This is a genomic window from Pseudomonas sp. WPR_5_2 (assembly GCF_003634475.1).
Classification (GTDB): domain Bacteria; phylum Pseudomonadota; class Gammaproteobacteria; order Pseudomonadales; family Pseudomonadaceae; genus Aquipseudomonas; species Aquipseudomonas izuensis.
On the sequence record NZ_RBLA01000008.1, the window covers coordinates 1 to 20,714 of the forward strand.

Annotated in this window: 18 protein-coding genes; 10 read left to right on the forward strand and 8 right to left on the reverse strand. The window is 61.1% G+C overall.

The genetic code is table 11. The annotated features are described in order from the left end of the window. Positions 1-1,271: 1,271 nt before the first annotated feature. Both BJ917_RS25455 and BJ917_RS25460 read right to left on the reverse strand, forming a co-directional pair. Positions 1,272-2,450, reverse strand: a complete 1,179-nt coding sequence (locus tag BJ917_RS25455) for a GGDEF domain-containing protein (RefSeq protein WP_121105143.1) — start codon at positions 2,448-2,450, stop codon at positions 1,272-1,274. 248 nt (positions 2,451-2,698) lie between these two features. Then, positions 2,699-3,373: a bifunctional 2-polyprenyl-6-hydroxyphenol methylase/3-demethylubiquinol 3-O-methyltransferase UbiG gene (locus tag BJ917_RS25460; RefSeq protein WP_121105452.1), complete on the reverse strand. Its 675-nt coding sequence runs from the start codon at positions 3,371-3,373 to the stop codon at positions 2,699-2,701. Between the two features lie 111 nt (positions 3,374-3,484). Between BJ917_RS25460 and BJ917_RS25465 the strand changes: the two genes are divergently transcribed. Next, a complete protein-coding gene (locus BJ917_RS25465; RefSeq protein ID WP_121105145.1) occupies positions 3,485-3,877 on the forward strand; it encodes a GFA family protein in 393 nt (130 codons plus the stop codon). A gap of 142 nt (positions 3,878-4,019) precedes the next feature. Here the strand turns inward: BJ917_RS25465 and BJ917_RS25470 are convergent, their stop codons facing one another. The 4 genes from BJ917_RS25470 to BJ917_RS25485 all read right to left on the reverse strand — a co-directional run bounded on the left by BJ917_RS25470 (position 4,020) and on the right by BJ917_RS25485 (position 7,815). After that, positions 4,020-5,198: a PLP-dependent aspartate aminotransferase family protein gene (locus BJ917_RS25470; protein WP_121105147.1), complete on the reverse strand. Its 1,179-nt coding sequence runs from the start codon at positions 5,196-5,198 to the stop codon at positions 4,020-4,022. Continuing rightward, entirely contained in the window at positions 5,195-6,571 is a 1,377-nt protein-coding gene (locus BJ917_RS25475; protein WP_096515452.1) for a pyridoxal-phosphate dependent enzyme, read from the reverse strand. The genes BJ917_RS25470 and BJ917_RS25475 overlap by 4 nt, the downstream gene beginning before the upstream one ends. Positions 6,572-6,772: 201 nt before the next feature. Then, positions 6,773-7,027, reverse strand: a complete 255-nt coding sequence (locus BJ917_RS25480) for a hypothetical protein (protein ID WP_158602491.1) — start codon at positions 7,025-7,027, stop codon at positions 6,773-6,775. A gap of 125 nt (positions 7,028-7,152) precedes the next feature. Continuing rightward, positions 7,153-7,815, reverse strand: a complete 663-nt coding sequence (locus BJ917_RS25485; protein WP_121105151.1) for a glutathione S-transferase family protein — start codon at positions 7,813-7,815, stop codon at positions 7,153-7,155. A gap of 471 nt (positions 7,816-8,286) precedes the next feature. On the opposite strand from BJ917_RS25485, the gene BJ917_RS25490 reads away from it, so the two are divergent. Further along, a complete protein-coding gene (locus BJ917_RS25490) occupies positions 8,287-9,612 on the forward strand; it encodes an OprD family porin (protein ID WP_121105153.1) in 1,326 nt (441 codons plus the stop codon). Positions 9,613-9,794: 182 nt separating this feature from the next. Here the strand turns inward: BJ917_RS25490 and BJ917_RS25495 are convergent, their stop codons facing one another. Beyond that, positions 9,795-11,486 carry a sigma-54-dependent Fis family transcriptional regulator gene (locus BJ917_RS25495; RefSeq protein WP_096512135.1) on the reverse strand — a complete coding sequence of 564 codons (1,692 nt, stop codon included), beginning with the start codon at positions 11,484-11,486 and terminating at the stop codon, positions 9,795-9,797. A 383-nt stretch (positions 11,487-11,869) separates the two neighbouring features. Between BJ917_RS25495 and BJ917_RS25500 the strand changes: the two genes are divergently transcribed. The 7 genes from BJ917_RS25500 (at position 11,870) to BJ917_RS25530 (ending at position 17,641) form a co-directional block, all read left to right on the forward strand. Continuing rightward, on the forward strand, positions 11,870-12,124 hold the full coding sequence (locus tag BJ917_RS25500; protein WP_096512134.1) for a phenol hydroxylase subunit: 255 nt from the start codon (positions 11,870-11,872) through the stop codon (positions 12,122-12,124). Between the two features lie 54 nt (positions 12,125-12,178). After that, on the forward strand, positions 12,179-13,174 hold the full coding sequence (locus BJ917_RS25505; RefSeq protein ID WP_096512133.1) for an aromatic/alkene monooxygenase hydroxylase subunit beta: 996 nt from the start codon (positions 12,179-12,181) through the stop codon (positions 13,172-13,174). Further along, positions 13,171-13,443, forward strand: a complete 273-nt coding sequence (locus BJ917_RS25510; protein WP_096512132.1) for an MmoB/DmpM family protein — start codon at positions 13,171-13,173, stop codon at positions 13,441-13,443. Before BJ917_RS25505 ends, BJ917_RS25510 begins: the two co-directional genes overlap by 4 nt. 47 nt (positions 13,444-13,490) lie before the next feature. Further along, positions 13,491-15,047, forward strand: coding sequence for an aromatic/alkene/methane monooxygenase hydroxylase/oxygenase subunit alpha (locus BJ917_RS25515; protein WP_121105155.1), 1,557 nt, complete (start codon positions 13,491-13,493; stop codon positions 15,045-15,047). Between the two features lie 131 nt (positions 15,048-15,178). Next, on the forward strand, positions 15,179-15,538 hold the full coding sequence (locus BJ917_RS25520; RefSeq protein WP_121105157.1) for a phenol hydroxylase subunit P4: 360 nt from the start codon (positions 15,179-15,181) through the stop codon (positions 15,536-15,538). Positions 15,539-15,548: 10 nt separating this feature from the next. Beyond that, a complete protein-coding gene (locus BJ917_RS25525) occupies positions 15,549-16,610 on the forward strand; it encodes an NADH:ubiquinone reductase (Na(+)-transporting) subunit F (RefSeq protein ID WP_096512129.1) in 1,062 nt (353 codons plus the stop codon). A gap of 140 nt (positions 16,611-16,750) precedes the next feature. Then, on the forward strand, positions 16,751-17,641 hold the full coding sequence (locus BJ917_RS25530) for a transporter (protein WP_121105158.1): 891 nt from the start codon (positions 16,751-16,753) through the stop codon (positions 17,639-17,641). Positions 17,642-17,781: 140 nt separating this feature from the next. Here BJ917_RS25530 and BJ917_RS25535 read toward each other — a convergent pair whose 3' ends face one another. Then, a complete protein-coding gene (locus BJ917_RS25535; protein ID WP_121105160.1) occupies positions 17,782-19,494 on the reverse strand; it encodes an amidase in 1,713 nt (570 codons plus the stop codon). 377 nt (positions 19,495-19,871) lie between these two features. Between BJ917_RS25535 and BJ917_RS25540 the strand changes: the two genes are divergently transcribed. Further along, positions 19,872-20,714, forward strand: coding sequence for a transporter substrate-binding domain-containing protein (locus BJ917_RS25540; protein WP_096515450.1), 843 nt, complete (start codon positions 19,872-19,874; stop codon positions 20,712-20,714).

Sequence of the window (20,714 nt, forward strand, 5' to 3'; positions counted from 1 at the left end):
AGGCTCGCTCCCACAGTGTTGCGCTTCAGTGAACGCCAATGTTGTGGTCGCCAGAAATCCCTTGTGGGAGCGAGCCTGCTCGCGAAGAGGGCGGCACATCCAATAGAGATGTCCTCAGACCCACCGCTTTCGCGAGCAGGCTCGCTCCCACAGTGTTGCGCTTCAGTGAACGCCAATGTTGTGGTCGCCAGAAATCCCTTGTGGGAGTGAGCCTGCTCGCGAATACGGTTTCTCATTCAACATTGAAGTCGACTGATCTACCGCTTTCGCGAGCAGGCTCGCTCCCACAGTGTTGAGCTTCAGCGAACGCCAATGTTGTGGTCGCCAGAAATCCCTTGTGGGAGCGAGCCTGCTCGCGAAGAGGGCGGCACATCCAATAGAAATGTCCTCAGACCCACCGCTTTCGCGAGCAGGCTCGCTCCCACAGTGTTGCGCTTCAGTGAAGGCCAATGTTGTGGTCGCCAGAAATCCCTTGTGGGAGCGAGCCTGCTCGCGAAGAGGGCGGCACCTCCAATAGAGATGTCCTCAGACCCACCGCTTTCGCGAGCAGGCTCGCTCCCACAGTGTTGAGCTTCAGTGAAGGCCAATGTTGTGGTCGCCAGAAATCCCTTGTGGGAGCGAGCCTGCTCGCGAAGAGGGCGGCACATCCAATAGAGATGTCCTCAGACCCACCGCTTTCGCGAGCAGGCTCGCTCCCACAGTTTTGCGCTTCAGTGAACGCCAATGTTGTGGTCGCCAGAAATCCCTTGTGGGAGTGAGCCTGCTCGCGAAGAGGGCGGCACATCCAAAAGAGATGTCCTCAGACCCACCGCTTTCGCGAGCAGGCTCGCTCCCACAGTGTTGAGCTTCAGTGAACGCCAATGTTGTGGTCGCCAGAAATCCCTTGTGGGAGCGAGCCTGCTCGCGAAGAGGGCGGCACATCCAAAAGAGATGTCCTCAGACCCTCCGCTTTCGCGAGCAGGCTCGCTCCCACAGTGTTGAGCTTCAGCGAACGCCAATGTTGTGGTCGCCAGAAATCCCTTGTGGGAGCGAGCCTGCTCGCGAAGAGGGCGGCACATCCAATAGAGATGTCCTCAGCCCCACCGCTTTCGCGAGCAGGCTCGCTCCCACAGTGTTGAGCTTCAGTGAACGCCAATGTTTCGGTCGCCAGAAATCCCTTGTGGGAGCGAGCCTGCTCGCGAAGAGGGCGGCACATCCAATAGAGATGTCCTCAGCCCCACCGCTTTCGCGAGCAAGCCCGCTCCCGCCCAACACCCACCACCAACAGCGAATCAACGGGCCCGCAAAGCTTCACCGCGCGCAAGGGTCCCATCGACCAGGCGGATACGGTTGCGTCCACCGCGTTTGGACTCGTAAAGCGCCACGTCGCCTTGCTCGATCAAGGCTGCCAGGCTGGCCGGCGGCTGGTCGAACAGGTTGGCGCCGATGCTCAGGGTCACTGCTTCGGGCGTGGCGAATGTCTGTGAGGCGGTGCTGTGAAACTGGTCACGCAGTGCGTTGCCCAGCGCCACGATTCGCTCGCTCGAAGCGTGACTGAGCAGGATGACAAACTCGTCACCGCCCAGCCGGGCGGCCAACGCGCCTTCGGGCACCACTGAACGAATCATCTCGCTCAGCGCCACCAGCAGCCGGTCGCCCGCAGTGTGGCCGTACAGGTCGTTGACCAGCTTGAAGTTGTCGATATCGATCAGCAGCAACGCACCCGGTCGAGCGGTCGAGACTTCACCCAACAAACGCACGGCCCGCTGCTCCAGGGCTCGGCGGTTGTACAGGGCGGTCAACGGATCACGTTCGGCCAGATGTGCGATGCGTCTCTCCCGCTGGTAGCGCTCGGTTCCGGTCATCGACAGGGCGATCAACATGATCGCCATCACGCCCTCGACCAGAGATATCTGAATGATCTCGCCACGCAGGGAGGCCAGATCGATCAGGGTGCCCGGAACCACTGCCGTGATCGCCTTGACGAGATAGAACAGACCGTGGACCAGCAGCACATAACGCAGTTGTACCGCCCCCACGCTCAACGACTTGCCATGGGGACGCAGGAGCAGGCTGGCCCTGAACGACAACAGGGCAATCAGCAACGAATTGGCCAGCAACATGATCTTCGACCATGACGGTTCGTCCGGCAGTAACAGCAAGGCAAGCCAGGCGACGAAAATCAGGTACCAGGCACGAGACAGACGCGCCTGGGTGAAGCGGGCGACACCGAGCAGGAAAAACCAGTGGGCCATGACCAGCAGGCCGTTGGCGAACCAGATGCCGATCAGCAACAGGCCGCTCATGCGCAGCAAGGCGAGTGTGGAACCCACGGTAATCGTTGCAAAACCCGCGCTCCAGATCAGAAGTGAGGATTCACGAATGCTGCGCCACTCGACCGCCAGATACAGCGCGGCGGCCGCGGCGAGGGCGGTCGAGATTGCCAACATCGTGGGAGGGTCAAGCGCCATGTCTTTACTGCCTGTCGGGTTCGCGATGAAAAGGCTGGATTGTAAGCGTTTAAGCGGATTTTTCGCAGACTGTGTCGACCCTTTGCAGGCGCTGGCTTGTCGGAACGCCGCACGGCAGCGAAGGACCCAGGAGCGACATGGTTTGCCAATCCATACGCGTTATCGTTAGCGACCGTCGCTGGCAAGCCGGCTCTTACAGTCGACTGTATTTGCTTAACGCTGTCGAGGCGTTAAAGGGATTGTAGTAATCATTCGTCGCAAGGCGTGGCCACCAGCAGCAGCGACTGCGGCACAGGGCTTTGCGGGTGCTGCGGCTCTCGCAGTTCGCTCAGCCGAAAGCCGCCCATGTCCAATGCATTGAGCCAACTGGACAAGGTACGGAAATACCACGGCATGGGTTGCCACTGCCCCTTGAACCCGGTGAAGGTCTCCTGGCGCCAGCCATCCTGATAGTCGCCCGCCGCCACGCTCCATGGATGCAGGGTCTGGATCACCAGCGCACCACCAGGGGAGAGCAGGGTTTTCATGGCAGCGAGCAACGGGATGATGTCCTGGTGCAGCAGGGCGAAGTTGGCACAGATCAGGTCGTAGTCACGGCCGATGTCCACTGTCGCGTCCACCAACGCTTCATAGCTCGCCAGATGCACCGGCGAAGCGCCCGACGCCCGCGCCGCCTCGACGAGCGTCGCATCGCCATCCACACCGACCGCCTCGATGGCCCGTTCCGCCAGCGCCCGCAACAGCCAGCCTTCGCCACAGCCCAGGTCGAGCACGCGCCGGGGCTGGCGACCCTGCACCGCCAGCAGGATGGCCTGGTCGGTGACCTTCAGGCGGCTTTCGATACTGCCCGTGCGGATGGCTTCGATCCAGGCGGGGGCATTGTGGTGCCAGCTTTGCAGGAGGGTGGATTCGGGGGCGGGCATGTCGGTGACCGGTGTTGTGGGTTGGATCAAAGCATAGGCCAATGGCCTGATGTGGGCCTTCATCGAACTGCTATTTTTAAACCGACCTTTTGTTTGCAGAGGAGACGCAGAATGGACCGATTCACCGGCGGCTGCCTGTGCGGCGATGTTCGAATAGTGGCGTCGGGACGTCCCTACCGGGTCGGCCTTTGTCACTGTCTCGATTGCCGCAAACACCATGGGGCACTGTTTCACGCCTCCGCGATTTTCCCGGGGGATGCGGTCACCATCGACGGTGAAACCAGGGACTACGCCGGACGGTTCTTCTGTCCGCGCTGCGGTTCCTCCGTATTTGCCCGCACCGGCGATGAAGTCGAAGTGAACCTCGGATCCCTGGATGCACCTGACCAACTGACGCCCACCTACGAAAGCTGGACGGTTCGTCGGGAGTCCTGGCTGCCGGCGTTTCCACTGGCCAGACGTTACGCGCATGACCGAGACGGCGTGGGGCGCTTTGAGGATTAGGGGGCGCCGTGGAGAACATGCGTACCTGTAGGAGCTGGCTTGTCGGGTCGCCGCATCGCAGCGAAGACGGCGGCACAGTCAACATCAATATCGACTGACAATACGCGTTCGCTGGCAAGCCAGCTCCTACAGTGCAGCCCCGTTAAATCCGCGCCAGTGCCTGAGCCAGGTCCGCCCGCAGGTCTTCGACATCCTCGACCCCCACGGACAACCGCACCAGCGCATCGCCGATACCCAGTTGTGCGCGGGTGGCGGCGGGCATGGTGGCGTGGGTCATGATGGCCGGGTGTTCGATCAGGCTTTCCACGCCGCCCAGGCTCTCGGCCAGGGCGAAGATCTGCACGTTTTCCAGGAAGCGTTTCGAGCCGGCCAGGTCAGTGTTCAGGTCCAGGGAGATCATCCCGCCGAAGCCGCGCATTTGCTTGCGCGCCAGTTCGTGCTGCGGGTGCGAGGGCAGGCCGGGGTAGTAGACCCGTGCCACCTGCGGTTGCCGTTCCAGCCATTGCGCCAGCTCCAGCGCGTTGCTGCAGTGACGTTCCATGCGCAGCGCCAGGGTCTTCACGCCCCGCAGGGTGAGAAAGGCATCGAACGGTCCGGCGATGGCCCCCACCGCGTTCTGCAGGAAGCCCAGGCGCTCGGCCAGTTCGGCGTTCTGCCCGACCACGGCGATGCCGCCGATCACGTCGGAGTGGCCATTGAGGTACTTGGTCGTCGAGTGCAGCACGATGTCGAAACCCAGCTCCAGCGGACGCTGGATCCAGGGGCTGGCAAAGGTGTTGTCGGCCACGCAGATGATGCCGCGGTCACGGCAGGTGCGGGCGATGGCGGCCAGGTCGGTGAGGCGCAGCAGGGGATTGCTCGGTGTCTCGACCATCACCATGCGCGTGTCGTCCTGCAACGCCGCTTCGAAGGCGCCCGGTACGGTCAGGTCGACATAACTGAAACGATGCCCGGCGCTGCGTTGGCGCACCTTGTCGAACAGGCGGAACGTCCCACCATACAAATCGTTGCCGGAGACAATGTGCGAGCCGGCATCGAGCAGTTCAAGTACGGCAGAGATCGTCGCCAGCCCGGAGGCGAAGGCGAAGCCTCGGGTGCCGCCTTCGAGATCCGCCACACAGCGTTCCAGTGCAAAACGTGTCGGGTTGTGCGACCGCCCGTAGTCGAAGCCTTTGTGCACGCCGGGACTGTCTTGCAGGTAGGTGGAGTTGGCATAGATCGGCGGCATCAGCGCCCCGGTGGTGGGGTCCGGCGTTTGTCCGGCGTGGATCACCCGGGTGGCGAAGCCACGTGGCGCGGCGTTTTTGTCGTGCTGAGTCATGCAAGGGTTCTCCGTAAGTGATTGAGCATGTCGACCCGGGTGATCAGGCCGTGGAAACCCGAGGCGTCGGCGATGATTGCCACCAGCCCGCGGTCGAGCACTTCTTGCAGTTGCGCCCGGCTGGCGTCGGGAGCCAGGGTTTGCAGTTTGTCGGTCATGGCGCTGGTCACGGTCATGCGAAAGTGCGCGTCACCGTTCTGAACGTTCAACAGAATGTCGGACTCATCGATCACCCCGACCAGTTGCTTGCCACCCACCAGCACCGGCAATTGCGAGACATCCGCCAGGCGCATGCGCTGGAACGCGGTGAGCAGGGTGTCATCCGGTCCCACGCTGATCACCCGGCCATCCTCGAAGCGCCGGGCGATAAGGTCGCGCAGGTCGCCGTAGTGTTTGCTCTGCAGCAGGCCCTGATCGGACATCCACTGATCGTTGTAGACCTTTGACAGGTAACGGGTGCCGGTGTCGCAGACGAAGCTGACCACCCGTTTCGGCTCGGTTTGTTCACGGCAATAACGCAGTGCCGCCGCGAGCAGGGTGCCGGTCGACGAACCGCCGAGGATGCCTTCGGCACGCAGGAGCTGACGGGCGTGATCGAAGCTTTCCTCGTCGCTGATCGAGTAGGCGTGGCGCACGCTCGACAGGTCGGCAATCGACGGAATGAAGTCTTCGCCAATGCCTTCCACGGCCCAGGAGCCGGGTGTGCCGAGGGTGCCGCTGCGGCTGTATTCGGCCATCACCGAACCGACGGGGTCGGCCAGAACCATTTCCAGGTCCGGCTGCACGCGATTAAAGAAGCGGGTCAGCCCGGTCAGGGTGCCGGCGGAACCGACGCCGACGACGATGGCATCAACATCATGTTGGGTCTGCGCCCAGATCTCGGGCGCCGTGCTGTATTCGTGGGCCAGCGGGTTGGCCGGGTTGTTGAACTGATCGGCGAAGAAGGCGTCGGGAATTTCCTCGGCCAGCCGCGCGGCAACGTCTTGATAGTAGTCGGGGTGACCCTTGCCGACATCGGAGCGGGTGATGTGCACTTCGGCGCCCATCGCCTTGAGGTGCAGCACCTTCTCGGTGGACATCTTGTCCGGCACCACCAGTACCACCCGGTAACCCTTGGCACGGCCGACCAGGGCCAGGCCCAGGCCAGTGTTGCCGGCGGTGGCTTCGACGATGGTGCCACCGGGCTTGAGACGGCCATCACGCTCGGCGGCATCGATCATCGCCAGGCCGATGCGGTCCTTGATCGAGCCGCCGGGATTTTGTGATTCGAGCTTGAGAAACAGGGTACAGGGACCGGTATCGAAACGGCTGACACGCACCAGCGGCGTGTTGCCGATGAGTTCGAGCACGGCAGGGCGGGAGTCGTTCGGCATGGCGTCACCTCGCTGCATGGATCCTCGATGGAAGGCCAGCGATCGGCGGCGAGTCATCGCGCCGATCGCGGCAATGCTTCGTCTGGACCATAGGCCCGGATCGTCATACGCGCAACCGGCCGGGCGAAGGTACCCCCGACATTGGGGAAATTCCCTGTGATTGGTTGGCTTTATGGGGAGTGTTGCCGGTGAACGACGTGCCTATAGCGTGGCCGTGATCATCAGCAGATTGACCTGTTGCATCAGCTCGGTGACCGTCGCCAGGCTCCCGGTTTGCAGGGTCGCCATGATCAATACCTGGTTCGACGTGAGGGCCAGCGCTGCGAGGGGCTGGATGGGCGGCATGTTCCTTTGCGCCAGGCCAATGGCCGTGAAAGCGGCCGCCAAGACCCGCGCCGCCGCGGCGGCCACGCAGACCGTCACCATGACGATCACGATGGCTGCGAGCGCAGCCATCCATACCGCCAGCGTTGTTTCCCCCGCCATGAGTACCTCCGCGATTGCGCCAGTGTGGGCGTTTACCCCTGGGCGGAATCAGCCAAAGCAAGGCGCGGGCCAGCTTTGATGACGGTGTACGACGGCTAGCGAAACTGTTCTGGCAGGGCCTCGGCAAACGGATAAAAAGAGAACCACGGCCTGGCTTCGTCAATGACCCGCTGGAACGAAGGTCGCTGGATCAAACGCTCGAAGTAAGCATTCAAGTGCGGGCAGTCGTCGGGAAGCGGCACGAGGGTGCTGGCATAGAACAGGGCCGGGGCGGCAGAGCAATCGGCCAGGCTGAAGTCAGGGCTGGCCACCCAGGTGTTTTGCGACAACTGGCGTTCGAGCATGCCGTAGGCGGTCCGCAGGGTGGCCCGTTGTTTCGTCAGGTCGCCGTGGGTGGCGTACAGGCGATCGGCGACGATCTGTTGCAGCGGCCCCTGGATGTATTGGTCGAAAAAACGATCCCACAGCCGCACTTGCAACGCGGTGTCAAAATCCTCGGGAATCAACGGATGTCGACCGGCATACAAACGGTCCAGGTACTCGATGATGACACTCGATTCCGGCACGACGCGCTGCCGGTCGTGGTCGCGGATCACCGGGAATTTAATGAGTGGCCACAGCGCTTCGAGCTCTGCCCGGTCGGCCGGGCTCGAGAGGTCGATGAGGCGCTTTTCGAATTCGACTTCATGTTCGTAGAGCGCGATCAGCACTTTGTGACAGAACGATGAAAGAGGGTGGTAGTACAGAGTCAGGGCCATCTTGCGTCTCCTCGGTACGGGGGTGAAAAAGCAGTATCGACCATCACTCGACAGGGCGCGAGGTTCGATGTGGGCCGGGGAAATCGATGAAAACCGGTGGGGTGGATTTTCAGATACGACGCCTGGCCGTGCCTGTGTACGACAGGCCTTATCCCTCCACGAAAACTACTTTCACCTTGTTTGATAATTGCGTCTCGAAATGTTTTAAGAGTTTCACCAACGCTTGACTTGTAGGAGCTGGCTTGCCAGCGAATGCAGTCTTTCAGGCGATAAATATGTCGTCTGAACCAGCGCATTCGCTGGCAAGCCAGCTCCTACACAGGGATGCGTGCGCCTAATCCATCAGTGTGTCAGCCGCCAAAAAACTCGAAAGCTTTAAGCCCATGCTCACCCATCGGGCGCGTCATCTTGCGCGCCGGAATTGATAACGAAACACCCCAATAACGATAAGAAAACACCCAGGAGCCCCGTATGTTCAACCGAGTAATCCCCACCGCCATACTCCTAGCCATCGGCTCGATGTGCGTCCAGGCCGCAGACACCAACGCCCACGGTTTTCTCGAAGACAGCAAGGCCACGCTGTCGATGCGAACCCTGTATTTCAACAGCGACAACCGCGACGGCAGTGCCGCCCCTTCGAAAACCGAAGAAGCCGCCCAGGGTTTCGTGCTGCGCTACGAGTCTGGTTTCACCCAGGGCACAGTCGGTTTCGGCCTCGATGCCCAGGCCCTGCTCGGCGTGACGCTCGACAGCGGAACGGGGCGACACATCGGCAGCGGCATGATCCCGACCGACGGTGACGGGGCTGCCGACACCTGGAGTAGCTTTGGCCCGACGGCAAAGATGCGCATCAGCAAAACCGAGTTGCGCTACGGCACGCTGCTGCCAAAACTGCCGATTCTGATCTCCAACGATGCCCGTGTATTGCCGCAGTCGTTCACCGGCACCCAGATCACCTCGAAAGACATCGATGGCCTGACCCTGACCGGCGGTGTGCTGGAGCACGCCGTGGGACGTGCCTCGACGGATCGCACCGGTCTGTCGGTCGCCGGCGCCACTCGGGACAGCAACAAATTCTCCTTCGCCGGTGGCGACTACGAGGTCACCAAAACCCTCAAGGCCCAGTATTACGTCGCACAGCTGGAGGATTTCTATAACCAGAACTTCTTCGGGCTGACCCATCTCCTGCCGTTCGACGACGGCAGTTCGATCACCACTGACCTGCGCTACTTCCGCACTACGTCGAGCGGTGCCAACAGCTCGGCCGCGGGCCGGGCGCAGGGCTATCGGGTGTCGGGTTACACCCGGGACAACGACGGTGAAATCGACAACAGCACCTGGGCCGCGATGATCACTTATGCCAATGGCGGCCACGCGGTGGCGTTGGGGTATCAGCGGGTAGGGGACGGCAGCAACTTCGTGCAGCCGAACCAGGGCAGCCTGCCGGACAAAGGCGCCGGTGGCGGCAGCGTCTACCTGCCCACCGACCGCATGATCCAGAGCTTTACCCGCGCAGGCGAGCAGACCGGTTTCGGTCAGTACACCTACGACTTCGTGGCGCTGGGCGTGCCGGGGCTGAAAGCATCGATCGTGTATCTGAAGGGGACCGGCATCAAGACGCAAGATGCCGGGGATCAATCGGAATGGGAACGCGACATGACCCTGGACTACGTGATTCAGTCGGGTACGTTCAAAAACGTCAGCTTCTCGTTGCGCAACGGCCAGTCGAACACTGACGCGGGCCGCGACGTCAATCAGAGTCGCTTCATCATCAACTACGCGATTCCGTTGTTGTAGTCCGTCCGCAAAGCGGCCCGGCTTGCGCGGGTGTACGCCCCCCCTGTAGGAGCTGGCTTGCCAGCGAAAGCGTATTGTCAGTCGATATTGATGTTGACTGTGCCGCCGTCTTCGCTGCGATGCGGCGACCCGACAAGCCAGCTCCTACAGGAGGTCTCGTATGTCCGGTTTTGCGCGACGGATCAACCCTTGTCCGCGGGTGTTTTTTTCAGGCGATAGGCCAGCGCCGGACGCGTCAGGCCCAGCAAACGTGCCGCTTCCGAGACGTTTTGCTGGCTGCGTTCCATGGCCGCGTGAATCAGTGCGTCCTCCACCGAGTCCAGCGCAATACCGCTGTCGATGATCTTGTCGATCCAGTCCTGGCCGGGGGGCGCAGTGGCCTTGACCAGCCGACCGTCACTGGCCAGGCCTATGCTTTCGGCCAGTTGCGGCGAGTGCGGGAAGAGGGCATCGACGGTGATGCTCTGGTTCTCATCGGTAATGATCACGCCCCGTTCCATCAGGTTTTCCAGCTCGCGGATGTTGCCGGGCCAGTCGTACTGAAGGCACATCTGCAAGGCCCGGTCGGACAGACCCAAGGTCTTTTTCTTGTAGCTGGCGTGGAGTTTTTCCAGGAAGTGTTCGATCAACAGCGGGATGTCTTCGCGACGGTCACGCAAGGCCGGGATACGCACCGGGAACACGTTCAGGCGGTAGAACAGGTCAGCCCGAAAACGCCCTTGCTTGACTGCACTTTCGAGGTCCTCATGGGTGGCGGTGATGACACGTACATCGACCTTGCGGGTCTGCGAGTCACCGACCCGTTCCAGTTCCTGCTCCTGCAACACCCGCAGCAAAGTGGCCTGCGCCCGTGGGCTCAATTCGACGATCTCATCGAGAAACAGCGTACCGCCATTGGCTCGTTCGAAGCGGCCCATGCGCGATTGCTGGGCGCCGGTGTAAGCGCCTTTCTCCACGCCGAACAGCTCGGCCTCGATCAGGTCCGGCGGGATCGCGGCGCAGTTCAGCGCGATGAACGGCCCGCCGGCGCGCTCGCTGCGCAAGTGCAGGCTGCGGGCGATGACTTCCTTGCCCACGCCGGTTTCGCCCAGCAGTAACACCGACGCCTTGCCCAGGGCCACCTTGTCGATCAGTGAACAGGTGCGGCGATAGATCGCCGATTGGCCGATGCCATAAAACTTGCCGGCCTCGATCTGCAAGCGCTGGCGCATGTTCGCCACTTGCACCTGCAACGCTTGCAGTTCATCGATGATCGGATCGCTCTGGAAGTAACGCATGATCTCCTCGGCATCGTCCCATTGCTCGGCCGGTTTGCCGATGATCCGGCACTGGGCGTCACCGCAACCGCGGCAGCTGACCTCCTTGTAGATGATCTGCCGACCGAGGAAAAACGAGCTGTAGCTGATGGCATAACCGAGCAGCATCCAGCACACCGGCTGCTCGGAGTGCAGGTTTTCGCTCTGGCAGTTTTCCACTTCGAAGGAGTCTTGCCATTCGATGTCCGCATAGAACTGGCCATTCTCCAGGTCGATGTCGATTGCCTGCGGACGGACGTTGACCATGCCCTTGAGCGAGTGCAATTGCGGGCCGGTAAAGAACATTTCGATATCGCTGCCCTGGGGCCGCAGCTTGCGCGCCAGCTCGGCGTCCTTGAGCCCGGATTGATAGCCCAGGCGCAGGAAAAATCCCTTGGCGCGTTCGACGCCGAGCATTTCAATCAGCTCGCGTCTGCACGACGCCATCATCGACACCTGGATCAACAACATGCGCTGTTCGTCCAGCCAGATTTTTCCCTCACGCCCGTGAAAGCGAACCTGATCGCTCAGGTCCTTGAGCGGTGGCGGGAGCTGGGAAGCCTTGTACGTGGTGATCATTCACTGCGCCCCTGGGGTTGTAGTTATTGGGGTGGTGACGCGTTCCGCTCAGGCCATGGCGGTTTTTTTACGCATCGATAGCGACCGGTATTTTTCAGGCAAGGCAGGTCGGTTTCTCTTTTTCTAAGCGGCCTGAAAGCGAGTGAAAAGTCAATCGCCACGTGATTGGTTCATTTGATCGAAGGCACCGCAGACGATTGAGCAAATGATCAATTTGACAGTCCGTGGCGTGGGCTACTGACTTGGCTTTGATCGCTCGTTTGTTGCGGGTACGTTCCGTAACTATCTGTATTTAAACGAATAAAAAATCAATTTTAGGCGATTTTGCAGCGCTGGCACCCTTGTTGCTCCGTACCCCGAACATAACAAGGGAGTACCCGAGCATGAACTTACCCGCCAGCACTTTCGATCAGATGCCGCGCTACATCCGCGTGCGCAGCGGCCCTGACGACACCTTCGTCGAATTCGATTTCGCCATCGGCTTTCCCGACCTCTTCGTCGAGCTGGTGCTGCCGCGTCAGGCGTTTCGCCTGTTCTGCGAAAACAACCGGGTGCAGCACATGGACACGCAGATGTCCGAGGCCCTCGACGCCGATGCGCGCAAGTGGCGCTACGGCGAAACCCGCGACGCGGACTGAGCCGACCCTATCCCGAGACATCCCTAAAGAACAATAACCACAGGAGTCCACTCCATGAGTGTCGAGATCAAGACGACCACCGTCGAGACGATCCGCAACACCTTCAGCCACACCCGTCGCCGGTTTGGCGACAAGGTCGCCAGCCGTTATCAGGAAGCCAGTTTCGACCTGGAGTCGGCGACCAATTTCCACTACCGGCCGCTGTGGCAACCGGACAAGCTGCTCAACGATGCCACCCGCACCGCGGTGGTCATGGCCGACTGGTACGCGGTCAGCGACCCGCGCCAGTACTACTACGGCGCCTATGTCCAGGCCCGGGCGAAGATGCAGGAAAACGCCGAGCACGATTACGCCTTCTGCGAAAAGCGCGACATGCTCGCCGGACTGTCCGGCACCAATGTCCAGTTGATCAGCAAGCTGCTGTTGCCGCTGCGTCACGCCGAGATGGGCGCCAATATGAACAACAGCAACATCGCCGCCGATGGCTTCGGCACCAGCGTCACGCAGATGCACATGTTCCAGGCCATGGACCGTTTGGGCATCGCCCAGTACCTGTCGCGGATCGGCCTGATGCTCGATGACGGCGACGTGTTGCTGCTGGCCCAGGCCAAGCAACAGTGGCTCAACGATCCGGCGTGGCAGGGCATGCGCCGCTACGTCGAGGACACCCTGGTGGTTCGCGACTGGTTCGAACTGACCGTGGCGCAAAACCTGGTCAGTGACGGTCTGGTGTACCCGCTGCTGTTCCACAAACTCGACGAACAACTGTCGGCCAACGGCGCCGGCCAGGTCGGCATGCTCACCGAATTCATGCGCCTGTGGTTCGCCGAAAGCCAGCGCTGGGTCGATGGCCTGCTCAAGACTGTGGTCAACGAAAGTGCGGTCAACAAGACGCTCGTGCAGGGTTGGATCGATCACTGGAGCCTTCGCTCGGTGGAGGCACTGCAACCGCTGGCTGGCCTGGGTCTGGATGTATCGGCACTCGATGCGGTGTGCAGCGAATTCAGCGCTCGCCTGAAAAAAATCGGCCTCTCAGGAGCCCAATCATGACTTCCCTCGTCTACATGAACCTGCAGGACACAGATTACGCCCGATCGATCGTCGACGCCATCGTGCAGGACAACCCCCACGCCGAGATCCAGCACCAGCCATCGATGATCCGCATCGAGGCCGAAGGCCGCCTGGATATCCGTCGCGACACGGTGGAAGAGCTCACCGGCAGTCCCTGGGACATCCAGGAAATGCTGATGTACGTGATCACCCTGGGCGGCAACGTCGTGGAAGAGGACGACAGCTTTTCTCTGTACTGGAACCGCTGATCGAGCTTGCCGCCACTGATCCATAACAAGAATTCGGGAGCGCCATCATGGCCGTGAAAAAACGCCTCAATGCCAAAGAAAAATACCGCTGCATGACCCGTGACCTGGACTGGGAGCCGAGCTACCAGACCCACGAAGACATCTACCCTCACGAGCGCTTCGAAGGGATCAAGATCACCGACTGGGACAAGTGGGAAGACCCGTTCCGCCTGACCATGGACACCTACTGGAAATACCAGGCCGAGAAAGAGAAAAAGCTCTACGCGATCTTCGATGCGTTCTCGCAAAACAACGGCCATACCACGCTGTCGGACGCTCGTTATGTCAACGCGCTGAAGCTGTTTCTGTCGGGTGTCACGCCGCTGGAATACCAGGCCTATCAGGGCTTCGCGAGGGTCGGTCGGCAGTTCAGCGGCGCCGGTGCGCGTATCGCCTGCCAGATGCAGGCCATCGACGAACTGCGCCACGTGCAGACCCAGATCCATGCCATGAGTCACTACAACAAGCACTTCAACGGCCTGCATGATTTCGCCCATATGCACGACCGGGTGTGGTTCCTCTCGGTGCCCAAGTCGTTCTTCGAAGATGCGCGCACAGCGGGCCCGTTCGAATTCCTGACGGCGATTTCGTTTTCGTTCGAATACGTGCTGACCAACTTGCTATTCGTGCCCTTCATGTCGGGCGCGGCGTTCAACGGCGACATGGCCACCGTCACCTTCGGCTTCTCCGCGCAGTCCGACGAAGCCCGGCACATGACCCTGGGCCTGGAAGTCATCAAGTTCCTGCTGGAGCAGCACGAAGACAACGTGCCGATCATCCAGCGCTGGATCGACAAGTGGTTCTGGCGCGGCTACCGCCTGCTGACGCTGGTGGGGATGATGATGGACTACATGCTGCCCAACAAAGTCATGTCCTGGTCTGAAGCCTGGGGCGTTTACTTCGAAGAGGCGGGCGGGGCGCTGTTCAAGGACCTGGAGCGCTACGGCATCCGCCCGCCCAAGCACGTCGAAGAGGCGAACATCGGCAAGGACCACGTCAGTCATCAGGCCTGGTCGATCTTCTACCAGTACAGCCAGGCGACCAACTTCCATACCTGGATGCCCACTGACGAAGAGTTGGATTGGTTGTCCTCCAAGTACCCGGACACCTTCGACAAGATCTACCGCCCACGCTTTGAACACTGGCGTGCGCTGCAAGAGAAGGGCGAGCGCTTCTACAACCCGACGCTGCCGATGCTCTGCCAGATTTGTCAGATCCCGCTGTCATTCGGCGAGCCGGACGACCCGACGACCCTCAGCCATCGCAGCGCCGAGCACGAAGGCGAGCGCTATCACTTCTGCTCCCAGGGTTGCTGCGACATCTTCGAATACGAGCCGACCAAATACATCCAGGCCTGGCTGCCGGTACACCAGATCCTGCAGGGCAACTGCGGTGGCGGCGATGTCGAGTCGGTGGTGCGCGACTACTACAACATCAACCCCGGCCAGGACAACTTCGAATACCTGGACTCCACCGAGCATCGACGCTGGCAGGACTGGCACCCGAAGGAGCGCAACTCCGCGCCGGCCAACCCCGTCGACCCGGACCGGCTCAAGACTGGTTAAACACCGATCCACTGTGGGAGCGAGCCTGCTCGCGAAGAGGCCAGAACATTCACCCGCTTCAGTGCCTGTTGCACCGCCTTCGCGAGCAGGCTCGCTCCCACAGTTCAACTGACAATAAAAAGGAAACGATCATGCCCATGACAGCCATCGGCGCCTACAACGCCCAACCCCTGGACCGCCAGGAAAACTTCCACGGCCTGCAACTGGTGTACCTGTGCTGGGAAAAACACCTGATGTTCTGCGCGCCCTTTACCTTTCCACTGCCACCGGCGATGCCGTTCGGCGACTTCATCGAGCAGGTGGTCAAGCCCTCGATTGCCCAACACCCGGATGCGGCGCGGGTCGATTTCAGTCAGGCGCTGTGGCGCCTCAACGACCGGCCGCTCACCCCGGACAACGCAGCGAGCCTGATTGCCAACGGCATCGACCACAAGAGCCTGCTGCACCTCAATACCCCCGGCTTGAACGGCATTGCCGGCAGCTTCAACTGAGGACACGGCCATGAGTTACCAAGTCACCATCGAACCCACTGGCGAACAGATCGAAGTGGAAGAAGGGCAGACCATTCTCCAGGCCGCGTTGCGCCAGGGCGTCTGGTTGCCGTTTGCCTGCGGCCATGGCACCTGCGCCACCTGCAAGGTCCAGGTGCTGGAAGGGGAAGCGGACCTGGGCGCGGCCTCGTCCTTTGCACTGATGGACATGGAGCGTGATGAAGGCAAGGTATTGGCGTGCTGCGCGATCCCGCAGAGCGACATGGTGATTGAGGCCGACATCGATGCCGACCCGGATTTCCTCGGGCATCCGATCGAGGACTATCGCGCGGTGGTCAGCGCGCTGGTTGACCTGTCACCGACCATCAAGGGCGTGCACCTCAAGCTTGATCGGCCCATGTCCTTTCAGGCAGGGCAATACATCAACCTGCAATTGCCCGGCATCGAAGGTACGCGGGCCTTCTCGCTGGCCAATCCGCCGAGCCGTGCCGATGAAGTCGAACTGCATGTACGGAGGGTCGAAAGTGGGCTGGCCACCGGCATGATTCATGACGAGTTGAAGGTCGGCGATACGGTGGATCTCTCGGGACCCTACGGACAGTTCTTCGTCCGTGGCTCGCAAAGCGGTGACCTGATTTTCATCGCCGGCGGTTCGGGTTTGTCGAGCCCGCAGTCAATGATTCTCGACCTGCTGGAAGCGGGCGACAGTCGGCAGATCGTGTTGTTCCAGGGCGCGCGCAATCGCGCCGAACTGTACAACCGCGAGCTGTTCGAGGCACTGGCCCGGGATCACGCCAACTTCACCTACGTGCCGGCGCTCAGCCAAGCGGTGGAAGATACCGAATGGACCGGCTTCAAGGGCTATGTGCATGACGCGGCCAAGCAGCATTTCGACGGCCGTTTCAGCAGTCGCAAGGCCTACCTGTGTGGACCGCCGGTGATGATCGACTCGGCCATCACCTGCCTGATGCAAGGGCGCTTGTTCGAGCGCGACATCTTCATGGAACGCTTCTACAGCGCCGCTGACGGGGGCGAGTCGACCCAGCGTTCCGCGCTGTTCAAAAGAATCTGAAGCTCGCCACAAATCCACTGTGGGAGCGAGCCTGCTCGCGAAGGAGGCGTGTCAGTCGACATTTTTGCCAGCTGACACACCGTTTTCGCGAGCAGGCTCGCTCCCACAGGGGCCAATAACAATAAGAAAGGTTGAACTGCATGACTCCCACCACAAAACAACTGATCGTGACCGCTGCTTTGACCGCCTTGCCTCTGGTGGCCCATGCCACCGAAGGCGGAGGTACTTCCTACCCGCTGGGGGCGGAAAACTACATGTCCGGGGCGATGCCGCCACCGGGTTTCTACGGGCAACTGTTTGTCACTCACTATGAAGCCGACAACCTGCGCGGCAACGATGGCCGCAAACTCCCGGTGGATTTTCACGTGCGTGCCAATGCCGTCACCCCGCGACTGATCTGGGTCAGCGACTACACCCTGTTCGGTGCCAGCGTGGCGTTGCACGCCATCGTGCCGCTGGTAGATCTCAAGGTTGAACTCAATGGCCAGTCACAAAGCAAACAAGGCCTGGGCGACGTGATCTTCGGTCCGGCGCTGGGCTTTCACCACAGCGAAAAATTCCACAGCATCCTCGCCCTGGACATGATCGCCCCGACCGGTCGCTACGACCGTGGCGACCTGGCCAACACCGGGCGCAATTACTGGGTGATCGAACCGGTCTACGCCATGTCGTACATCGACCCGGACGGGCTCAACCTCGATGCCAAGATCATGTACGACTTCAACCGCGAAAATCCGGCGACCGACTACCGTTCGGGCCAGGAGTTTCATGTCGACTATGCCGTCGGCTGGGGCCTGGGTAACGGCTGGGTATTGGGCGTTGGCGGCTACTACTACCGACAGACCACCGACGACCGCCAGAATGGCGAGACGATTGAAAACAACAAGGGGCGTGCGCTGGCCATCGGGCCTTCGATCAAATACACCAGCAAGGCGGGATGGTTCGTCACGGGGAAATGGGAGCAGGAAACCGAAGTGCGCAACCGCGCGCAGGGCAATGCCTATTGGATGAAATTGACCGTGCCGTTCTGACACGGTCAATGCAAAACCCCATTTAGGGGAACACTGCGAAACCCTGTGGGGGCGAGCCTGCTCGCGAAAGCGATGTATCAGTCGCTATTTATGTCGCCTGACACTCCGCATTCGCGAGCAGGCTCGCTCCCACAGTTAATTTATTGACCGGTAGGCAGCGGCGGGGTACGCGGCGGGATCAGGCGTTTGCTCCCGGTCGATTCGAACGCCGCTGCAAAACGCAGCAGCGCCGAGTCGTCATAGGCTCGGCCGGCAAAGGTCAGGCCGACCGGCATGCCGATATCCGGCATGACACCCATGGGCACCGTAACGGTCGGAACGCCCAGATGGCGGATCGCGAGGTTGCCGTTGGCCACCCAGATACCGTTGCTCCAGGCGATGTCCGCCGACGCCGGATTGACATCGGCATCCGCCGGGCCAACGTCGGCGACAGTGGGGAACAACACCGCATCCAGGCCCAGCCGATCCATCCAGTCCTCGAGATCGATCTTGCGGGTCTTCTCAAGCCCGCGCAGGCCGTCTGGCACCGTGCTGATCTGGTCCCAGGGCGTGATGCCGCGCTCGGCCATCTTCACGTATTCGTCCATGCCGGCGGCCAGGTCGCCCTCGCGATTGGGCAGGGTCCCAGGGTCATGGGGGAAAATCTGCGGGCCGTCGACGTCCACCAGGCGGTTCAATTTCGGGTCGCCGTTGGCTTGCAGGAAGTCATCGAACGCCCACGCCGTCAGGTCCCACAGTTCATGATGCAGGAACTCCTTGGACACGATCCCGCGATTGAACACGGTCGGCGCGCCAGGACGATCGCCTTCGCAATTGGAGACCAGCGGGAAATCCACTTCGAGCACTTCGGCACCGGCGGCTTCGAGGGCCTTGCGGGCTTGCTCCCAAAGACCGATCACTGAAGGACGGGTGTTGATGCGCTGCCCGGTCGGGCCACCGATACCGGGTGCTTCGCTGGTGCCCGCTTCGGGGTCGGCGTTGATGTACATCTTCGGAATGCCAAAGCGTTTGCCCGCGAGCGAATCGGCTTTTGCCGCAAGTTCCAGATAGGAAGCAGGACGCACCGAGGCCACGCTCGGAATCGGCACCCAGGGTTGCAGGCGCCACAGGTCGCCACGGGTATCGGTATCTTCGGCCACTACCACATCGAGCACTTCGAGCAGGTCGGCCATGGTCCGGGCGAACGGCACGACCACGTCCATGGTCGGCGTCAGCGGCCAGTTGCCGCGCACCGAGATCACCCCGCGCGAAGGCGTGTAGGCGCACAAGCCGTTGTTCGACGCCGGGCCACGACCGCTCGACCAGGTTTCCTCAGCCAGGCCGAAGGCGGCGAAACTGGCGGCGGTGGCGGTGCCGGCGCCGTTCGATGAACCCGAGGCGAACGGGGCGGTGAGGTAGTCAGCGTTGTACGGGCTCTCGGCACGGCCATAGACCCCGCGCTGCATGCCGCCATTGGCCATCGGTGGCATGTTGGTCTTGCCCAGGCAGATCGCCCCGGCGGCGCGCAGGCGCTCGATGGTGAACGCATCGCGGTAGGCAATCAGGTCCTTGAAGGCCGGGCTGCCCGACGCGGCGGTCAGGCCCTTGACCAGATAACTGTCCTTGGCCGTGTAGGGAATACCATCCAGCGGGCCGAGGGTCTGGCCCTTGGCGCGACGCTCGTCGCTGGCTTGCGCTTCCTTGAGCGCATCGGGGTTGCGCACCACCACGGCATTGAGCGCGGTAGGGGTGTCGGGGCCGTCGTAGGCGTCGATCCGGGCGAGGTAGGCCTGCACTAATTCGACCGACGTGGTCTGGCCGGATTCGAGCGCAGTGCGCAGTTGGGCAATGGAAACTTCAGTGACTTGGATCATGCGGTCAGTACCGGCAGTAGAGGGGGAATATGGTGAGTGTTTGCCTGGCGGGGATCTTGAGCACAGGAGCTTCACTTCTCTTTAAAGGTTTTTCATAACGTTACTGGTTGCACAGCCTTACGCGACAGAGCCGGGATTTCAACCTTGGTGTTGATTTTTTTTAACTAAGGCGGGGCAAGTCGTCACCGTCACCTGCATTTCCTTGAAAAAGCGCTCGTCCGACCGCTCGGTCACTTTCCCGATATTTTTTTCGAAGCGTGTTGACAGCCCGATTCGTTCAAAACTAATCTGCATACAGCGCTGCACACATGACAGCGCACAGAGATGTTGATTTGTACCTTCCTGCCTACAAGAACGAAATTATCGGAGAGGTCAAAATGGCTCGGTTCCTTCCTCGCACCATCCGCAACATGCTCGTTTGTGCATCCGCCATTGGCGCGCTGCTCACTCAGGTCCCAGCCCAGGCGGCTGATGTTTCACTCTGGAAAGACATACAGAAAGCCGGCGTCCTGCGCTGCGGAGCGGCGGTTGCCGCGCCTTACGTCATGCGCGATGCCCGCTCTGGTGAATACAGCGGCTACTTCGTGGACCTGTGCCGGGACTTCGGCGAGAAGGTGTTGAAGGTGAAGGTCGAGTTCGTCGACACCAACTGGGACAACCTGGTGGCCGGGCTGCAAGGTGGCAAATGGGACATGGCCATGGCGCTTAACCAGACCCCGGAACGCGCACTCGCCGTAGGCTTTTCGGTGCCAGCCACTGACTATCAGGTGTCGTTTCTGATCAACAAGGACAACCCGAAACTGGCCAATGCGGGCAACACCCTCGCCGATTTCGACAAACCTGAAGTGACCTTCGCGGTCATGTCCGGGACCGCCCAGGACAAGGCCATTTCCGGATCGATCAAGCAGGGCAAGATCATGCGCCTGCCGGGCATGGACGAGGTGCGGCTGGCGGTCATGTCCAAGCGCGCTGACGTGCTGGTCGATGCCAGCGACACCAACCACCTGTTTGCGGTAGCGAACCCCGGCTGGTCGAAGGAAGTGCTGCCCAAACCCGCGCTGGCCAAGCAGGGCGTAGCGTTTGGTGTCCGCCGTGATGTCAGCCCCGCTGACTTGCAGACGCTGAACATCTACATCTCCCAGCGACGCGAGACCGGTGAGATCGACGCCCTGGTCGACAAGGCTTCGCAACTGGCCAACGCCGACAAAACCCCTCAGTAA

Coding starts and splice junctions, on each gene's coding strand:
- BJ917_RS25485 (WP_121105151.1), bottom strand. CDS start 7,815: ATGGCCCTGACTCTGTACTACCACCCTCTTTCATCGTTCTGTCACAAA.
- BJ917_RS25475 (WP_096515452.1), bottom strand. CDS start 6,571: ATGCCGAACGACTCCCGCCCTGCCGTGCTCGAACTCATCGGCAACACG.
- BJ917_RS25500 (WP_096512134.1), top strand. CDS start 11,870: ATGAACTTACCCGCCAGCACTTTCGATCAGATGCCGCGCTACATCCGC.
- BJ917_RS25535 (WP_121105160.1), bottom strand. CDS start 19,494: ATGATCCAAGTCACTGAAGTTTCCATTGCCCAACTGCGCACTGCGCTC.
- BJ917_RS25505 (WP_096512133.1), top strand. CDS start 12,179: ATGAGTGTCGAGATCAAGACGACCACCGTCGAGACGATCCGCAACACC.
- BJ917_RS25515 (WP_121105155.1), top strand. CDS start 13,491: ATGGCCGTGAAAAAACGCCTCAATGCCAAAGAAAAATACCGCTGCATG.
- BJ917_RS25490 (WP_121105153.1), top strand. CDS start 8,287: ATGTTCAACCGAGTAATCCCCACCGCCATACTCCTAGCCATCGGCTCG.
- BJ917_RS25460 (WP_121105452.1), bottom strand. CDS start 3,373: ATGCCCGCCCCCGAATCCACCCTCCTGCAAAGCTGGCACCACAATGCC.
- BJ917_RS25530 (WP_121105158.1), top strand. CDS start 16,751: ATGACTCCCACCACAAAACAACTGATCGTGACCGCTGCTTTGACCGCC.
- BJ917_RS25540 (WP_096515450.1), top strand. CDS start 19,872: ATGGCTCGGTTCCTTCCTCGCACCATCCGCAACATGCTCGTTTGTGCA.
- BJ917_RS25510 (WP_096512132.1), top strand. CDS start 13,171: ATGACTTCCCTCGTCTACATGAACCTGCAGGACACAGATTACGCCCGA.
- BJ917_RS25465 (WP_121105145.1), top strand. CDS start 3,485: ATGGACCGATTCACCGGCGGCTGCCTGTGCGGCGATGTTCGAATAGTG.
- BJ917_RS25495 (WP_096512135.1), bottom strand. CDS start 11,486: ATGATCACCACGTACAAGGCTTCCCAGCTCCCGCCACCGCTCAAGGAC.
- BJ917_RS25520 (WP_121105157.1), top strand. CDS start 15,179: ATGCCCATGACAGCCATCGGCGCCTACAACGCCCAACCCCTGGACCGC.
- BJ917_RS25525 (WP_096512129.1), top strand. CDS start 15,549: ATGAGTTACCAAGTCACCATCGAACCCACTGGCGAACAGATCGAAGTG.
- BJ917_RS25480 (WP_158602491.1), bottom strand. CDS start 7,027: ATGGCTGCGCTCGCAGCCATCGTGATCGTCATGGTGACGGTCTGCGTG.
- BJ917_RS25470 (WP_121105147.1), bottom strand. CDS start 5,198: ATGACTCAGCACGACAAAAACGCCGCGCCACGTGGCTTCGCCACCCGG.
- BJ917_RS25455 (WP_121105143.1), bottom strand. CDS start 2,450: ATGGCGCTTGACCCTCCCACGATGTTGGCAATCTCGACCGCCCTCGCC.